Below are 16,262 nucleotides of genomic sequence, written 5' to 3' on the forward strand. Positions count from 1 at the left end.
AAGCCGGTGCCCGAATCAGGATCCGGCTCCCTGCGGAGGGTGGCGTTCGCCCGGCGTTGATGATTGCGGGCGCAATCAGCCCGACCGCCTCGATCTCTTCGCGGCGCCCGCATCGAGCGCCCGGCCGAACACCTCCGTCACCTGCCCTCGCGTCTCGCCCAGGTGCTCGAGCAGCACCTTTTCGTCCGGCAGCCCGGCGACGGAGGCGAGCCGTTTCAGGATGACCGGCGGCACCGTCGCAGGATCGAATCTTCCTTCGATCGTCAGCCGCTGCCACTGGAAGATCGCGTTGAAGAGGCGATGCGCCTCGATGAGGGTTTCGGCATCGTCGCGGCTCAGCAGACCCGCCTTTCGCGCCTCGGCGAAGAGCGCTTCCGGCGCGAGGCCGATGAGGGCGGGATGCTCCGCGCCGTGCGTCAGGACGAGTCCTTGGGCGATGAAGTCGATATCGGTCAGTCCGCCGCGGGCGAGCTTCAGGTCCCACGGATTGTCGTCGCCCTTCTCCTGCGCGATGAGTTCCCGCATGGCGGCAACCTCTGAGATCACGTATTTGCGGTCCCGGGGCGTGCCGACGATCTCCTTCACCGCCGCCTCGACCTCGGCGGCGAAGTCGCCGTTGCCGGCGATGACGCGCGCGCGGGTGAGCGCCATGTGCTCCCACAGATCGGCTTCGGTCTTCTGGTAGCTCAGGAAGCCGCGGAACTGCGAGGCGACCGGCCCCTTCCCTCCCTGCGGACGCAGGCGCAGGTCGACCTCGTAGAGCAGGCCGCGCCGGGTCGGCACCGTGAGCGCCGCGACGAGGCGCTGGGTCAGGCGCGTGAAATAAACCACCGCGTCGAGCTTTCTCGGCCCGTCGCTCTCCCGCCTGTCCTCGTCGAAATCGTAGATGACCACGAGGTCGAGATCGGAGCCCGCGGTCAGCTCGCGGGACCCGAGACGGCCGAGGCCCAGGATGGCGATCCTCGCGCCGGGAACCACGCCGTGATCGGCCTCGAACACCTTGCGCACCGCATCGAAGGAAGCGCGGATCACCGCATCGGCGATCGACGCATAGGCCTCTCCCGCCTGGGCGGGCGACAGAATGTCGGAGAGGAGCCGCGCGCCGGTGATGAAGCGCATCTGGCGGGCCGCGTCGCGGGTCCGGTCGAGGAAATCCTCGTGATCGCTGGGAGTGCCGATGATCTGGCGCACCTGCTCGCCCACGGCGGCATCGTCGTTGAACGGAATGCCGAAGGCCGGATCAATCAGCGCATCGAGCACGTGGGGCGACTGCGCCACCGTGTCGGCGAGGCGCGGCGCGGTGCCGAGAAGATCGGCGAAGCGCAGGCGCAGGCGGTCGTGCGACTGCAGGATGGTGAGGAGCTCGACGGCGGCCGGCATCCTGCCGAAGGCCCGGTCGAGCGCCGCGAGAGCCCCGTCGGGGTCCGCCGTGCCGCCGAGCGCCGCCAGGAGCGCCGGCACGAGCTCGGTCAGCACCTCGCGGGCGCGCTGGCTCGTGATGGCGGCCCGCCGGCCGAAATGCCAGCCGCGCACGGTTTCCGCCGCCTGCGCGGGATTGCGGAAGCCCATGCGCTCCAGGGTGGCGAGCGTCTCGGGATCGTCCGTCGTGCCGGTGAAGACGAGATTGCCCACGTCCGAGGCGAGTTCCGGCCCCTCCTCGAACAGCAGCGCGTAATGCCCCTGCACGATCCGGGCCTGCTGCGTCAGCGCCTTGGCGAAGGCCTTGAGGTTGGGATAGCCGCAGAACTTGGCGAAGCTCTTGAGCGCTTCCTCGTCGGAAGGCAGGCGCTGCGTCTGCTCGTCCGCCACCATCTGCAGCCGGTGCTCGATGGTGCGCAGGAAGCGATAGGCGTCGGAGAGCTCGTCGCGGGCCGTCTCCGTGATCCAGCCTTCGTCGTGCAGCGCCTCCAGCATGTCCAGGGTACGGCGGCCGCGCAAGGCGGGACGGCGTCCGCCGAAGACGAGCTGCTGCGTCTGCACGAAGAACTCGATCTCGCGGATGCCGCCGCGCCCGAGCTTGATGTCGTGCCCGGCCACCGCGATCTCGTCATGCCCGCGCACCGCGTGGATCTGCCGCTTCATGGCGTGCACGTCGGCGATGGAGGCGAAATCGAAATACTTGCGCCAGATGAACGGCCGCAATTCGGCCAGGAAGGTCTCGCCGAGGGCGATGTCTCCCGCCACGGGCCGCGCCTTGATGAGCGCCGCGCGCTCCCAGTTCTGGCCGACGGTCTCGTAATAGATATAGGCCGACGGCAGGGCGACGGCGGTGGGCGTCGAGCCAGGGTCGGGTCTCAGGCGGTAATCGACCCGGTGCACGTAGCCGTCCGGCGTGCGCTCCTGCAGCAGCCGGGCGAGCTGCTGGGCGATGCGGGTATAGAGGGTGGCGGGCTCCGCCCCTTCCGGCAAAGCGGACGACTGAGGATCGAAGAAGATCACCAGGTCGATGTCGCTCGAATAGTTGAGCTCGCCCGCCCCGTGCTTGCCGAGCGCCAGCACGGTGAAGCCGCAGCCCTCCCCCGGATCCTCGGGGTCCTTGAGGCGGATGCGCCCGAGATCGGCGGTCTCGGTCAGAACCAGATTGACGCCGCCGCGCACGGAGGAATCCGCGAAGGCGGACAGGGCTCCGATGACGTCCTCCACGCTCCAGAGACCGCCGATATCCGCGAGCGCCACGAGAAGGGCATGGGAGTTGCGGTTGCGCCGGAAGGCGCGGACCACGTCGTCGCGGGTCCGCGCGCCGGAACGCAGCTCGCGGAACAGGTTGGCCTGGCTCTCGACGATGGCGCGATGGCTCTCCTCGGGGGGTTGCAGGACGAGCCTCGCCATCCGGGCGGGGTCGCTCACCACGAGCTGCCAGAGAAAGGTGGAATGGTCGGCCAGGGCGAGAAGGAGATCGCGCAGGATTCCCCCTTCCAGATGCGGCAGCAGCGCGGCGGCCTCGGGATTGTCCCGCACCCGCTCGACGAAGTCGGCGAGTTGCGCCTTCGCCCGCCGGAGATCGGACACGGGAGGCGCCTTGCTCAGGCGGCTGAGGAGGGAACGGTTCTGGTCCGGCACGGCCAATCCATGGAAAGGGTCATCGGAGCCTATGTCTCCATGCCGCTGCCGGGAAGGCAATCGAAATATCGGACCTTCACGCCGCCGTTTGCGCAGGCTCCGGCGAGGCCTGCGCATTGCCCAGGGGCAGGACGAGGACGGCGCGCAGGCCCGGCTCGTTATCCTCCAGGGTGAGGGCTCCGCCATGCAGGCGGGCGACGGCGGCGACGAGGCTCAGGCCGAGGCCGAAACCCGGGCGAGAGCGGGCCGTCTCCAGCCGCACGAAGCGCTCCAGCACGCGGCCGCGGTCGGCCTCGGGAATGCCCGGGCCGCGATCCGCCACCACGATGCGCATGGCCCCGTCGATCCGGTGGGCAGATACGGTAATGGAGCGAAAGGCGTCGCTGCCTTCGGCCTGGGCGCCGTATTTCAGTGCGTTGTCGAGCAGGTTCGCCACCGCCTGTCCGAGAAGCTCGCGGCTGCCGTGAAGAGGCAGGTCCTCGTCGACCGTCACCTCCAGGGGCAGGCCCGCCTCCTCCGCCAGGGCCTCGTAGAGTTCGGCGACGTCGCGCACGGTCTCGGCGGCGTTGAAATCCGCGAGCCCCTCGCGGGCGTTGCCGGCCTCCAGGCGCGCGATCATCAGGAGCGCGTTGAAGATGCGGATGAGGTTGTCGCTCTCCTCGATGATGGCCTCCAGGGAGCCCTTCAGCTCGTCGGGGGACTTGGCGGTGCGCAGGGCCTCGTCGGCCTTGTTGCGCAGGCGGGTCAGCGGCGTCTTCAGGTCATGGGCGATGTTGTCGGAGACCTCCCGCATGCCGTGCATGAGTTCGCCGATGCGGTCGAGCATGTCGTTGAGGTTCTGCGCGAGACGATCCAGCTCGTCGCCCGTTCCGGCGATCCGCAGGCGCCCGCCGAGATCGCCCGCCATGATCTCCCGGGTGGTCTCCGTCATGTCGTCGACGCGCTTGAGCACGCGCCTGGCGATGAACCAGCTTCCGGCGCAGCCGAGAATGCCGATGAAGAGAAGGGAATAACCAAAGGCGCGGTGGATGATGTCCCGCAGACGGATGCGCTCCTCCACGTCCCGTCCCACCAGCAGGCGGAAACCTCCCGGCAGGCGATAGACCCGGATGATGGCGTGGTTGGGCCCGGCATCCGCATCCTCGGTCCGGCTATAGGGCGTCTCGAACTGCCCGGGCCGGTCGATCACGCCCGGCGGCAGCGCCCCGACATTCCCGGCGATCCGCTCGCCGGCATTCGTGGTCACGAGGTAGAGGGAGGCGCCGGGCGCCCGGGAGCGCCGCTCGACGATGTTCACCAGACGGCGCAATCCACCGACCCGGTACTGCTCGGAGAGGCCGTTGATCTCGGCCTCGATGGTGGAGATGAACTGTTCGGTCAGGAGCCTCTGTGCGCTCCAGGCCACATAGCCCAGGGTCACGAAGGCGAAGATCGTGAAGACCAGCAGATAGGCGAAGGACAGCTTGAACGCGGTCGTCCGGAAGAGCTTGCCGAGGGCGGTCATGGATCGGCCCCCGTCACTCCTCGGCCCCTTCCGCCCCCACGCGCACCATGTAGCCCGCGCCGCGGATGGTGTGGATCAGCGGCTTGTCGAAGCCCTTGTCGATCTTCGCCCTCAGGCGCGAGACGTGGACGTCGATCACGTTGGTCTGCGGATCGAAATGATAGTCCCAGACGTGCTCCAGCAGCATGGTGCGGGTCACGACCTGGTTGGCGTTCTTCATCAGGTATTCGAGCAGCCTGAATTCGCGCGGCTGCAGCACGATCTCCTGGCCGGAGCGGGTGACGCGATGGGACAGGCGGTCGAGCTCAAGATCGGCGATGCGATAGATCGTGGGCTCGGCGTTCGGCGTCGCGGCGCGACGGCGCGAGAGAACCTCGACCCGGGCGAGAAGCTCTGAGAAGGCATAGGGCTTGGGGAGGTAGTCGTCGCCGCCCGCGCGCAGGCCCTTCACCCGGTCGTCCACCTGGCCGAGGGCCGAAAGGATCAGCACCGGAGTCTCGACCTTCTGCTCGCGCAGGGAGCGGATGAGGGAGAGGCCGTCGAGCTTGGGGAGCATACGGTCCACCACGAGCACGTCGTAATCGCCGGATTCGGCCATGGCGTAGCCGTCGAGGCCATCGGCGGCATGGTCGGCCACGTAGCCGGCCTCACGGAACGCCTTCACGAGGTAGGAGGCCGCCTCTCGGTCGTCCTCGATGATGAGAATCCGCATGGACATGAGCGTAACGTACTGATTTCCCAGCGGCAGGCCAGCCCTGGAGGGGAAAGAGGCCGGCCTGCCGTGGGCAAGGGACACCGGGTACGGGGGCTATCAACAAGAAACCCGGTATCCGACTTGGGCGAAGGGCTTAGATGCCCTTCGGCTGAGGGGCGACCTCGAGGGTCACGGTGCGCTCCTTGCCGTCACGGAAGAGCGTGAGCGACACGGACTTGCCGGGCGCGACCTGGGCGACCTTGCGGGACAGGTCCTTGGCCTCGCGGATCGGCTGGCCGTCGACGGCCACGATGGTGTCGCCGGTCTTCACGCCCGCCTTGGCGGCGGGGCCGTCCTTCATGGCTTCCGCAACGAGGGCGCCCTTGGGCTCGGACAGGCCGATCGCTTCCGCGATTTCCTTGGTCACCGCCTGCATCTGCACGCCGATGAAGCCGCGGGTCACGGAGCCGTTCTCCTTGAGCGCCGTCACGATGTTGTCCACCGTGCTGGCCGGGATCGCGAAGGCGATGCCGACATTGCCGCCGGACGGCGAGAAGATCGCCGTGTTCACGCCCACGACCTCGCCCGCGAGGTTGAAGGTCGGGCCGCCCGAGTTGCCCCGGTTCACGGAGGCGTCGATCTGGATGAAGTCGTCGTACGGACCCGCGCCGATGTCGCGGTGCTGGGCCGAGACGATGCCTGCCGTCACGGTGCCGCCGAGGCCGAAGGGGTTGCCGATCGCCACCACCCAGTCGCCGATCCGGGCCTTCTGGCCGGCAAGGCGGACGTGAGGGAAGTCGCTGCCCTCGACCTTCAGCAGGGCGAGGTCGGTCTTCGGGTCGGTGCCGATCACCTTGGCGTCGAGCTCCTTGCCGTCGTCCATGGTTACGGTCACTTCGCTGGCCTTGTCGACCACGTGGTTGTTGGTCACCACATAGCCGTCGGCCGAGATGAAGAAGCCGGAGCCGACGGCCTGGCCGAAGCGGCGGGGCTGCTGACGCTGGCCGCGCTGACCGCGCTCGCCCGGCTCCTGCCGGTCGCGGAAGTTGCGGAAGAAGCGCTCCATCGGGTGGCCGGGCGGGAGGTCGGGCATCGAGAACTGCTGTCCGTCGCCGTCGCCGCTGCGGTCGGCCACGTTCTGCACCTTGACCTTGACCGAGACCACGGCGGGCTTCACGCGCTCGACCACGTCCGCGAAGGACGGGGCGGCCGGAACGGCCTGCGTCATGGAGCGCAGTTCGGCATGGGCGGAATTGGGAGCGATGAGACCGGACTCGACAGCGCCGCCTGCAATCAATGCTGCGACGGCCGCCGCGCCGAGCCACGTGGTCATACGCTTGCGGGGTGTGGAAACCTTGTCCATCATATTTCTGTCTCTCCTCGAGGACCCTTGGGGAGGAACCCTTGTGGGATCGTCGTGAGAGGAAGATGGGGTCCCCCGCGTTACCGTACCCTCACGCGCAGATGAAATGTTGGTAAGGTTTTGTTGGGCATGACCCCATAGGGTCCCTGCCCGGCCGTCCGCGCCGGCCCCGGGAGGCTGGAAGCCTCGAGGGTCGTGTCATAGGGTGGCGGCGCAGAGTGGGGGTTTGAAGATGAAGCGTATTATTCAGGTCGCATGCGTGGTCGGGCTCGGGCTCCTGGCGTCGGCCTGCGACAAGTGCGGGAACTGGAACATCAACACCCCGCAATTCTGCAGCGGCGTGAATCCCAAGAGCTGACGCCTCCGAAAGGCAAGGCTGGCATCCGGTCAGGACCGGGCGCCCTCGTCCCGTTTGAGCACGGCCTCCAAAGCCTGCTGCTCCTCGATATCGAGCGCGGCCGCGGGCTGCGGCCGGCGGCGCAGGGCGGCATAGGCCCCGATTCCGCCCAGGACGAGCACCAGGGCCGGCGCGAGCCACAGCAGCAGCGTGTGCGTGCCGAAGGTGGGTTTCAGCAGCACGAACTCGCCGTAGCGCTGGACCAGGAACGACTCGACCTCCGCATCCGTGTCCCCCGCCTGCAGGCGCTCGCGCACGATCAGGCGCAGGTCCTTGGCGAGAGGCGCGTCGGAATCGTCGATGGACTGGTTCTGGCAGACGAGGCAGCGCAGGCCCGCCGAAATGTCGCGGGCGCGCCGCTCCAGGGCGGGATCCTTCAGCACCTCGTCGGGCTGGACCGCATGGACCGCGGTGCCGATGAACAGGGTTGCGACGAGCGCCAGAACGAACCGCATGCCCTTACTCCGCCGGTACGGATGCCGCCTGCATGGCCCTCGCCCGCGACGTGGCGCCGATGCGCAGGCGCCGGTCCGTGAGCGACAGGGTGCCGCCCGCGGCCATGACCACGGCGCCGAGCCAGATCAGCAGGACCAGGGGCTTGTGATAGATCCTCATGCCGATGGAGCCGTCGGGCAGGATCTCGCCGATGCTGACATAGACCTGGCTGAGGCCGACCGTCATGATTCCCGCCTCGGTGGTCGGCATGCCGCGCGTCACGTAGAGGCGCTTCATGGTCTCGACCGTGCCGAGCTCCCGCCCGCCGCGGGAGATGCGCAGGGTTGCGACGTCCTCGCGGTAATTGGCCGCCTGACGCGGCACCACCCGCTCCAGCCGCGCCTCGTAGGCGCCGGCCCGCATGGTGTCGCCGATTTTCAGGGTTCCGAGTCCCTCCGCGTCCCAGGCGGTGGCGGCGATGCCGATCACGGTCACGCCCACTCCCGCATGGGCCAGCACCGTGCCCCAGGTCGAGCGCGGCAGGCCCGAGGCCTTGCGCCAGGCCGAGGCCAGGGGAGTGCCCCGGCTCCAGGACCGGGTCACGATCTCGTTGAAGGAGCCCAGGATCAGGTAGATGCCGAGGCCGATTCCCAGGGGCGCGGCCACGGGGCCGCCGTTGCGGAAGGCGACGAGGGCCAGCGTGGCGACGAGGGAGATGCCCAGCACCGCGTAAAGCCGCTGCGCCGTGCCGAGGAAGTTGCCGCGCTTCCAGGCCAGCGTCTGCCCCAGCGGCACGAGCAGGAGCAGCGGGACCACGAGCGGCAGGAAAGTGAAGTTGAAGAACGGCGCACCGACCGAAATCTTGTCGCCAGTGACCACCTCGAGAGCCAGCGGGTAGAGGGTGCCGATGAACACGGTGGCGCAGGCGGTCGCCAGGAAGAGGTTGTTGAGGACCAGCGCCCCTTCCCGCGAGACCGGTGCGAACAGGCCGCCCTGCTTGAGCAGGGGCGCGCGCCACGCGAAGAGCGCCAGGGATCCGCCGATGAACAGGACCAGGATGCCGAGGATGAACACGCCGCGCTCCGGGTCCACCGCGAAGGAATGAACCGAGGTCAGCACGCCGGAGCGGACCAGGAAGGTGCCGAGCAGCGACAGCGAGAAGGTCAGGATCGCGAGCAGGATCGTCCACACCTTGAGGGCGTCGCGCTTCTCCATGACGACAGTGGAATGCACGAGGGCCGTTCCCGCGAGCCACGGCATGAGGGAGGCATTCTCCACCGGGTCCCAGAACCACCAGCCGCCCCAGCCGAGCTCGTAATAGGCCCAGTAGGAGCCCATGGCGATGCCCAGCGTCAGGAACACCCAGGCCCCGAGCGTCCAGGGTCGGACGATCCGCGCCCAGACAGCGTCGATGCGCCCGTCGATGAGGGCGGCGCACGCAAAGGCGAAGCAGATCGAGAAGCCGACATAGCCGATGTAGAGCAGCGGCGGATGGATCGCGAGCCCCAGGTCCTGCAGCAGCGGGTTGAGGTCCTGTCCCTCGGCCGGCATCGGAACCACCCGGGTGAAGGGGTTGGACGTGGTGAGGATGAAGAGCAGGAACGCGACCGTGACGAGGCCCTGCACGGCCAGGGTGTTGGCCTGGAGGCGCGCGGGCACGCTGTTGCGCGCCAGGGCGACCACGGCTCCGAACAGGGCCAGGATCAGGACCCAGAGCAGCATGGAGCCCTCGTGGTTCCCCCACACGCCGGAGATCTTGTAGATCATCGGCTTGGTCGAGTGCGAGTTCTCGACCACGTTGAGCACCGAGAAATCGGAGGTCACGTAGGCGACGGTCAGGCTGAGGAAGGCGAAGCCCAGACAGGCCAGAACCGCCAGGGCGGCGGCCGGGGCCACCGCCATCAGGACCGGATCATTCGAACGGGCGCCCCAGAGCGGCACCACGAACTGGATCAGGGATAAGCCAAGCGCGAGCGCGAGCGCGAAATGTCCGGCCTCGACCAACACGGATGGCACTCCTTCGTTACTGAGTCGGCGGCGCGGCGCTGGCCTCGCCCTGCCAATGGCCCTGCTTCTTCAGGGTGTCCGCCACCTCGCGGGGCATGTAGTTCTCGTCGTGCTTGGCGAGAACCGTGTCGGCCTTGAAGATCCCGGCCGGGTCGAGCATGCCCTCGGCGACGACGCCCTGCCCCTCGCGGAACAGGTCGGGCAGCATTCCCTGGTAGCTCACCTTGATCGAGCGCTCGGCGTCCATGACCTCGAAGGCCACCTGCTGATTGTCCCCGCGCTGGACGGAGCCTTCCTTCACGAGCCCGCCGAGGCGAAAGCGCGTGCCGGGCTGCACGTTCTTGGCAACAACGTCCGCAGGGGAGTTGAAGAACACGATGGTGTCGTTCATCGCATAGAACACAAGGCCCAGGGCGATCGCGAGGAAGCAGCCCGCGACACCGATCAAGGTCAGGCGGCGTTGTTTTCTGGTCATTGCGCGGCGTCAGTCAGTTTCAGTTCACGGGCCATCGTTTCGATGGTCTTCAGCCCTGAGTCGTCCTTCGCCAGTGCCTGGCGCGCACGTCGAGCTGCGGCCTCTGCTTTATCACGTTGGCCGAGGACCGCATAGGAGCGCATGAGTCGCGCCCATTCCTCGGCGCTGCCGCCCTGGCTTTCCAGGCGCTCGGCGAGGCCCGAGACCATGCGCAGGATATCCTCCGGGCCCATCTGCGGCTCTCCGCTCTGAGCCGGAGCGGCCTGCGGGGCGCCGAGCCGGGCCAGCTGCTCCTTCACGAGCGGGGTCCACGGGGCATCGGCGGGAGAGACGGCCAGGAGCTCCTCGTAGGCCGCCTTGGCCTTGTCGGTCCGCCCGTCCTGCTCGGCGGCCTTGGCGAGATAGAACCGGGCCTTGGGGGTGGCTTTGTCGAGGGCCACCGCCTTCTCGAAGGCGGCCTGCGCCTCGGACGAGATCAACCCGTTCCCGGCGAGCACCATGGCCTCCCCGTAATTGGAGAGCCTGTCCGCATTCTCGCCGAGGATGCGCAGGGCATTCCCGTAGGCCTTCACCGCATCGTCCACCCGGCCCATGCGCAGGTAGACCGGCGCCAGAACCTCCCAGCCGCGCCCGTCCTGCGGGTTCTGGGCCAGATGGGTCTCGATCTGGGTGACGGCCACGTCGAGGTCGGGCGCAGCGGCCTGTGGCCGACTCGCCATCATCGCGGGGCGGTCGAAGATGTGGGGCGAGCCGTAGGCGCCGTAGAGGGCGATGGCGAGAATCGGAACGACGGACAGGGCCAGGGCCGATACGGCGCGACGGCGGCGCAGGGCGGGCTCGCCGAGAGCCGCGAAGCCCTCGTCCTGGGTGCCGGTGGCGCGCAGGAGGCGGCGTCCGGCCTCGGCCTTGGCGGCCTCCGCCTCGCCCGGCAGGAGCGCACCTCTTTCCTGGTCGCGTTCGATCTCGGCGATCTGCTCGCGGTAGAACTGGATGTCGGGATCCGCCTGCCCGCGCGCGGCGGCGTGGCGCGACAGGGGCCACAGGACCACCATCACGGCCGCGGCCGTCATCGCCAGGAGTATTATCCAGATCACCATGGGCTCCTAATTAACCCGCGCACCCGTCAAGCACGATGGCGGCACGGTGTCACGCGCAAAGCGCACAGGGTCAAGCTCTGTCCCCGGGGAGTTCGAGGATCGCGCGCAGACCGCCCATGGGCGAGGCGTCGAGCTTGAGGGAGCCCCGGTAGAGCGCGGCCAGGTCGCTGACGATGGATAGGCCCAGCCCCGAGCCCGGCTTGGTCTCGTCGAGGCGGCGTCCGCGCTTGAGCATCTCCTCCCGCGCGGCTTCGGGCAGGCCGGGGCCGTCGTCGTCGATGAACAGGCGCAGGTTGGTCCGGTCCGCGTCGGTGCGGACGATCTCGGCCGTCACCGCCACCTTGCCCGAAGCCCACTTGGCCGCGTTGTCGATGAGGTTGCCCGCCATCTCCTCCAGGTCCTGCTTCTCGCCCCGGAAGCGCAGGCCCTTCGGAACGGCGAGTTCGACCGCCAGATCCTTGTCGCGGTAGATCTTCGCGAAGGTGCGGGCGAGACTGTCGATCACGGGGTCCACATCCGTCAGCGTGCCCAGGGTGCCGGCGAGCGCCGCGGCGCGGGCGCGGTCGAGATAGTAGTTCACCTGGTCGCGCATGACCGCCGCCTGCTCACGCACCCTGGCGGCCACCTCCTCCGGCGCGTTCTCGGCCTCGTTGACGACGATGCTCAGCGGCGTCTTGAGGGCATGGGCGAGGTTGCCCACCTGGGTCCGCGCCCGCTCCAGGATCTCCCGGTTGGTGTCGAGGAGCAGGTTGAGCTCGCTCGCCAGCGGCGCGATGTCCTGCGGGTACTCGCCCGCGATGCGCTCCGCCTCCCCGCGCCGGATGGCCCCGAGGGCGCTGCGCAGGTTGGCGAGCGGGCGCAGGCCGAAGCGGATCTGCAGCAGGGTCGTGAAGCCGAGCGCGAGCCCGAGCAGCGCGAAGGTCACGGTCATCGCGAACACGAAGTTGCGCACGTCCGTGGCGATCTCGTCGGAGGGGCCGGCGACGCGGATGATGAACCGGCCGTCCTCGCCCAGGTCGATGTCGCGCTCGATGATGCGCAGGCCGCGCTCGTCCGGGGCTTTGCCGTAGCCGCGGCGGATCTGCCCGAAGGTCTCGTCGCTCACCGGCCCGAGGCTCGGCAGCATTCCGCCGAAGAGCGACTTGGAGGAGCGCACCTCCCCCGGCCCCGCATTCGGCCGCGCCACCTGCCAGTACCAGCCCGACAGGGGCAGCTCGAAACGGGGGTCGCCGATGGGGCCGAGGTCCCGGTCGGGATCGCCCGGCGCGACGAGGTTGGAGGCCAGGGTGTTGGAATAGACCAGCAAGCGCTGGTCGAACGCCCTCTCGGTGGTGTCCCGGTAGAGGGTCGAAAGAATGAGCCCCGCGATCAGCAGGATCGCGAAGCTCCAGAAGACCGAGGAAGCCGCCAGGCGGACCGCGATGGACCGGCCCGTGAAGCCCTTGAGGATCGGGCGGAGCCCGCTCACGTCTTCGACTGGCTCGCGTCGAGGAGATAACCCAGGCCGCGCACGGTCTGGATGATGTCGACGCCGAGTTTCTTGCGCAGCCGGCCGATGAACACCTCGATGGTGTTGGAATCCCGGTCGAAGTCCTGGTCGTAGAGATGCTCGGTCAGCTCGCCCCGGGAGACGATGCGGCCGGTATGGTGCATCAGGTACGACAGCAGCCGGTATTCGTGCGAGGTGAGCTTGATCGGATTGCCGTCCACCGCCACGCGGCCGGAGCGCGTGTCGAGCTTGACCGGGCCGCAGCTGATCTCGCTCGTCGCATGGCCCGTGGCCCGGCGCAGCAGGGCCCGCACCCGGGCCAGCAGCTCCTCCATGTGGAAGGGCTTGGTCACGTAGTCGTCGGCGCCGGCGTCGAAGCCCTGCACCTTGTCGCTCCAGCGGTCGCGGGCGGTGAGGATGATGACGGGCATCTTCCTCCCCTCGCGCCGCCAGGCGTTGAGCACGGACACGCCGTCGACCTTCGGCAGGCCGAGATCGAGGATCACGGCATCGTAGGGCTCCGTGTCGCCCAGGAACTGCCCCTCCTCCCCGTCCGAGGCGGAGTCGACCGCGTAGCCGGCCTGCTCCAGGGCGGTCACGATCTGGCGATTGAGGGTATTGTCATCCTCGACAACGAGAAGGCGCACGCTTTTCAGCTTTCCTTATTGAACCGATTTCACGCGTCCCGAAGAACCGTCGATCATCACTTGCACGATCCGGCCGTTCTTCTGCAAGGCCATGATCACATAAACCAGGGCATCGCTGCTTCGGCAGAGATTGGCCCGGACCACGTCGGCGTTGGGAACCTGGCGCCTCGCCGTCATCACGGCGACGGCGGGCGCGACCACGCCCTTGGAGGCCACGGCCTCCTGCATTTCCCGGGGCGGCAGGCAGTTCCGGAGCGCCGCCGACGCGCTCTGCGCGTGCGCGGAACCCATCAACCCACACAAGACGATGATCGACCAAACCAGACGCATGTTGCGACCATGCCTTTCCAGCACTGAACGAAGTCTGAATGTAACACTAGCTCAGGATCTGCTTCGTGGCCAGGATCCGGAACACCGTCGAAGCGATAAAGCTCGCGCCGGCAACGAGTTGCGCCGCCGCTTCCGCGAAGGCGCCCGAGTCCAGCTCCGAGGCGTCGAAGCCGAGGAGGCCGAGGACGAGCGCCGCGAGGCCGACCAGATTGGCCCAGACGGTGCGGCTGGCGAGAATGGTCTTGGTGTCGATCATGAGGATGGTTCCCTTTCAGGGTGGATGGAGGAAGGGGCGAGCCGGAGAGCCTCCCGCTCGACCGCGAGAACCCGGATGCGCCAGCCCCGCCCGAAGACGGCCAGGCGGCGAGCCGGGAAAGGAAGGCAAGCCGCGCGCGGGTCAGGCGGCGGATGGCGTCCGCCGTGTCCGCCTCCCGCGCGGCCTGCAGGGTCAGTGGCCCGGCGACGCCGTCCGCCGCGACGCCGAGGACGCCCTGCAGCGTCCGCACGGCCCGCGCCGGACCGGAATTGACCGCGAAATCGAACAGGGCGAGATCGAGCCCGGGCGGCAGGAGGTCGGCCCGGACCACGTCCCAGTAGAGGCGGCGATAGATCCCGTCCGCCTCCTCCCGGCTGAGCCCGCGCACCTCCTCCACCGAGACGGGGCGGTCCCGGGACCGGGCGAGGGTCGCGCGGGTGATGCCGAACTTGGTCGCTCCGCCCGGATCGGCCGGGTGGTGGACGAACCCGCCCTCGTGCCGCGGCGCGCAGGCGAGGCAGGCCTCGAAGGTCGCCGCCATCACGGTTCCGCCTGCAGGGCGATGAAGGCGGAGGCGCCGAGATGGAGCGCGCCGACCGCTCCCGGCGACCCGCTGAACGAGGTGCCCGCCTGCAGCCTCACGACGGCGGAGCCGGCCCCCGCGCGCGCCAGCGACAGGGCGAGCCCGCCCGACAGGCCCGCCCAGAGCCCGGCGGCATTGTCGAAGAAGGCGATCTGGTTGCCCGAAGGCGCCGCACCCGACCACGCGAAGCCGCTGGTCAGGAGGGCCGGAGCGGCCCGCATGGGCGCGGGCACCGGACAGAACACGTCGATGAGATTGCCCGAGACCCGCTGGGCGAGAACCATGCCGCCGCCGCTCGCGATGCGCTGGTAGTAGCGGCGGCAGCGGGCCTCCGTGACCTCGATGGGCTCCGCGCTCCATGGCGTCGCGACCGCTCCGCGTTCGAGCCGGACGCGGGCGAAGGTGCAGGCCCATGCCGGATGAAGGCGGACGGTGACGTGCCCGGTCTCCGATGCATCGAGCGTCACGGTGGCGGAGCGGCGGCCACTTTCGGCCGGGATGGTCGCGGCCTTCGTGCCGACGACCACGGGGATCGGGGCCGAAGGGTTTTCGACCGAGAGGGTCAGGGTGCTGCCCGCATAGGAGGACGCGCCGGTGAGCGCCGCCGCCTGCGCTACGTCCACCACCTGCTCGACCGGCCCGGTGAGGATCACGGTTCCGTCGGCCGTGCGTGTGATCGTGCAGCCCCCCGGCCCCGCCTTCCAGCGGTCGAAGCCGGAGGCGCCCGCCGCCAGGGCGCCGCCTGCGAAGGCGCTCTGGTTGACGAGGAAGTGGCCGTTGACGAGGAAGTTCGGCGCGGTCTCCCCCGCGTGGCCGCTGGGAAACGACACGAGCCCCGTCGCCGCATCGACGCGGAGCGCATCGTGCCACGCGCTGCCGTCGGGCACGACGCCCGCGGCCGGGTCGCAGGTGAAGGCGGCGCCGACGGGCTGCTCCACGCCGTCGAGGGCGACGCGCACGGTACCGCCCACCGGCTTGGCGATCGGGCGCCGGTAGGGCGCGTCAGCGGAGCCGTAGGTCTTGACCAGGGGAAAGGCCACGCTCGCCCCGTCGCCGGTGCCGATGCGCTGGTCCAGGGGCGTCGGCTCCCGCGAGGGCGGACCGGAGCGCCAGTCGGCGCGGTCGCGGAAGCGGAAGCCGATGAGGCGCCCGCGCCTTTCCTCGAAGAAGGCGATGACCGCATGCAGCGCGTCCACGGTCCGTACGCCCAGGCCCGCATCGTAGCGGCGGCGCGACTGGGCCCAGCGGCTGTTGCGGTGTTCGCGGCCCGAAGCCAGCGTGACGATGTCGGTGCGCCGCACGGGCCCGCCGCGGCTGCCCAGGCTGACGTCGAGGGGAAAGCGCACCTCGTGGAAGTCGGAGGCCATGGTCCTCACCTTTTGCGATGAAACGGAAAATGCGGGGTGACGTTGTCGTGTCGACACGTCGAAAACGAAAAGGGAGACGACAGGCGATGAGCAACGCCCCCAACGACCTCGCCGGGGACTTTCCGGACAAGACCGACCGGATCCACCAGCTCAAGACGAGCAACAACCACTTCGCGCGGCTCTACGACGAGTACAACGAGTTGAACCGCACCATCCATCGGGTCGAGACCCGGGTGGAGCCGACCACCGAGGACGTCGAGGAGGACCTCAAGCGCCGCCGCGTCAGGCTCAAGGACGAGCTGCTGGCGATGATCGAGAACGAGGAGAACGCCTAAAGCACCGGACCCAGAAGTGGACTTGCACTTTTGGGGCTGATCCGATGCTTTCCCTATGGATGAGAGCATCGTTCATGCGGAAAACCGGATCCCCTTTTCGCTGGCGCGGACCTTCGGTTCCGCACGATGCTTGTCTTATGATTTTCCCGTCCTGATCGAGCAAGATGAGGATACCGCCAGCGAGTCGCGAGCTCGCTGGCGGTGGGAGGGGACGGGTCGTTCC

General features: G+C 68.7%; 14 protein-coding genes and 2 pseudogenes. 2 read left to right on the forward strand and 14 right to left on the reverse strand.

Annotated elements, in window-relative coordinates:
• Positions 1–75 precede the first annotated feature (75 nt).
• The 4 genes from ACFOYU_RS21850 to ACFOYU_RS21865 all read right to left on the reverse strand — a co-directional run bounded on the left by ACFOYU_RS21850 (position 76) and on the right by ACFOYU_RS21865 (position 6,624).
• Complete coding sequence (locus ACFOYU_RS21850; protein ID WP_377035220.1) at positions 76–3,060, reverse strand: bifunctional [glutamine synthetase] adenylyltransferase/[glutamine synthetase]-adenylyl-L-tyrosine phosphorylase; 2,985 nt, start codon at positions 3,058–3,060, stop codon at positions 76–78.
• A gap of 76 nt (positions 3,061–3,136) precedes the next feature.
• Positions 3,137–4,564, reverse strand: a complete 1,428-nt coding sequence (locus ACFOYU_RS21855) for a HAMP domain-containing sensor histidine kinase (protein WP_226741284.1) — start codon at positions 4,562–4,564, stop codon at positions 3,137–3,139.
• A 13-nt stretch (positions 4,565–4,577) separates the two neighbouring features.
• Positions 4,578–5,276 carry a response regulator transcription factor gene (locus ACFOYU_RS21860; RefSeq protein ID WP_226741468.1) on the reverse strand — a complete coding sequence of 233 codons (699 nt, stop codon included), beginning with the start codon at positions 5,274–5,276 and terminating at the stop codon, positions 4,578–4,580.
• 136 nt (positions 5,277–5,412) lie between these two features.
• On the reverse strand, positions 5,413–6,624 hold the full coding sequence (locus ACFOYU_RS21865; RefSeq protein WP_377035221.1) for a S1C family serine protease: 1,212 nt from the start codon (positions 6,622–6,624) through the stop codon (positions 5,413–5,415).
• A gap of 229 nt (positions 6,625–6,853) precedes the next feature.
• Here ACFOYU_RS21865 and ACFOYU_RS21870 point away from each other — a divergent pair, with 229 nt between their 5' ends.
• The gene (locus tag ACFOYU_RS21870) at positions 6,854–6,979 is read left to right on the forward strand and encodes a hypothetical protein (RefSeq protein WP_264196507.1); all 126 of its coding nucleotides are present in this window, start codon (positions 6,854–6,856) and stop codon (positions 6,977–6,979) included.
• A gap of 29 nt (positions 6,980–7,008) precedes the next feature.
• Here ACFOYU_RS21870 and ACFOYU_RS21875 read toward each other — a convergent pair whose 3' ends face one another.
• From ACFOYU_RS21875 to ACFOYU_RS21920, 10 genes and pseudogenes are all read right to left on the reverse strand, one after another.
• A complete protein-coding gene (locus tag ACFOYU_RS21875; protein ID WP_377035222.1) occupies positions 7,009–7,473 on the reverse strand; it encodes a cytochrome c-type biogenesis protein CcmH in 465 nt (154 codons plus the stop codon).
• A 4-nt stretch (positions 7,474–7,477) separates the two neighbouring features.
• Positions 7,478–9,460 carry a heme lyase CcmF/NrfE family subunit gene (locus tag ACFOYU_RS21880; RefSeq protein WP_377035223.1) on the reverse strand — a complete coding sequence of 661 codons (1,983 nt, stop codon included), beginning with the start codon at positions 9,458–9,460 and terminating at the stop codon, positions 7,478–7,480.
• 16 nt (positions 9,461–9,476) lie between these two features.
• Positions 9,477–9,935 carry a cytochrome c maturation protein CcmE gene (gene ccmE / locus ACFOYU_RS21885; protein ID WP_226741287.1) on the reverse strand — a complete coding sequence of 153 codons (459 nt, stop codon included), beginning with the start codon at positions 9,933–9,935 and terminating at the stop codon, positions 9,477–9,479.
• Positions 9,932–11,032, reverse strand: coding sequence for a c-type cytochrome biogenesis protein CcmI (gene ccmI / locus ACFOYU_RS21890; protein WP_377035224.1), 1,101 nt, complete (start codon positions 11,030–11,032; stop codon positions 9,932–9,934). The genes ccmE and ccmI overlap by 4 nt, the downstream gene beginning before the upstream one ends.
• Positions 11,033–11,102: 70 nt before the next feature.
• Positions 11,103–12,500, reverse strand: coding sequence for an ATP-binding protein (locus tag ACFOYU_RS21895; RefSeq protein WP_226741289.1), 1,398 nt, complete (start codon positions 12,498–12,500; stop codon positions 11,103–11,105).
• Positions 12,497–13,168 carry a response regulator transcription factor gene (locus ACFOYU_RS21900; protein WP_226741290.1) on the reverse strand — a complete coding sequence of 224 codons (672 nt, stop codon included), beginning with the start codon at positions 13,166–13,168 and terminating at the stop codon, positions 12,497–12,499. The genes ACFOYU_RS21895 and ACFOYU_RS21900 overlap by 4 nt, the downstream gene beginning before the upstream one ends.
• A 15-nt stretch (positions 13,169–13,183) precedes the next feature.
• On the reverse strand, positions 13,184–13,459 hold the full coding sequence (locus tag ACFOYU_RS21905) for a PepSY domain-containing protein (protein WP_226741291.1): 276 nt from the start codon (positions 13,457–13,459) through the stop codon (positions 13,184–13,186).
• 85 nt (positions 13,460–13,544) lie between these two features.
• Positions 13,545–13,754 carry a hypothetical protein gene (locus tag ACFOYU_RS21910; protein WP_377035225.1) on the reverse strand — a complete coding sequence of 70 codons (210 nt, stop codon included), beginning with the start codon at positions 13,752–13,754 and terminating at the stop codon, positions 13,545–13,547.
• A gap of 274 nt (positions 13,755–14,028) precedes the next feature.
• Positions 14,029–14,751 (reverse strand): annotated as a pseudogene (locus tag ACFOYU_RS21915) (glycosyl hydrolase 108 family protein); the annotation flags it as partial.
• A 470-nt stretch (positions 14,752–15,221) separates the two neighbouring features.
• Positions 15,222–15,704: pseudogene (locus ACFOYU_RS21920) on the reverse strand (TIGR02217 family protein); the annotation flags it as partial.
• 86 nt (positions 15,705–15,790) lie between these two features.
• On the opposite strand from ACFOYU_RS21920, the gene ACFOYU_RS21925 reads away from it, so the two are divergent.
• Positions 15,791–16,039: a YdcH family protein gene (locus ACFOYU_RS21925; RefSeq protein WP_377035226.1), complete on the forward strand. Its 249-nt coding sequence runs from the start codon at positions 15,791–15,793 to the stop codon at positions 16,037–16,039.
• Positions 16,040–16,262 lie beyond the last annotated feature (223 nt).

The organism is Microvirga sp. GCM10011540, assembly GCF_042650665.1.
GTDB lineage: Bacteria > Pseudomonadota > Alphaproteobacteria > Rhizobiales > Beijerinckiaceae > Microvirga > Microvirga lenta.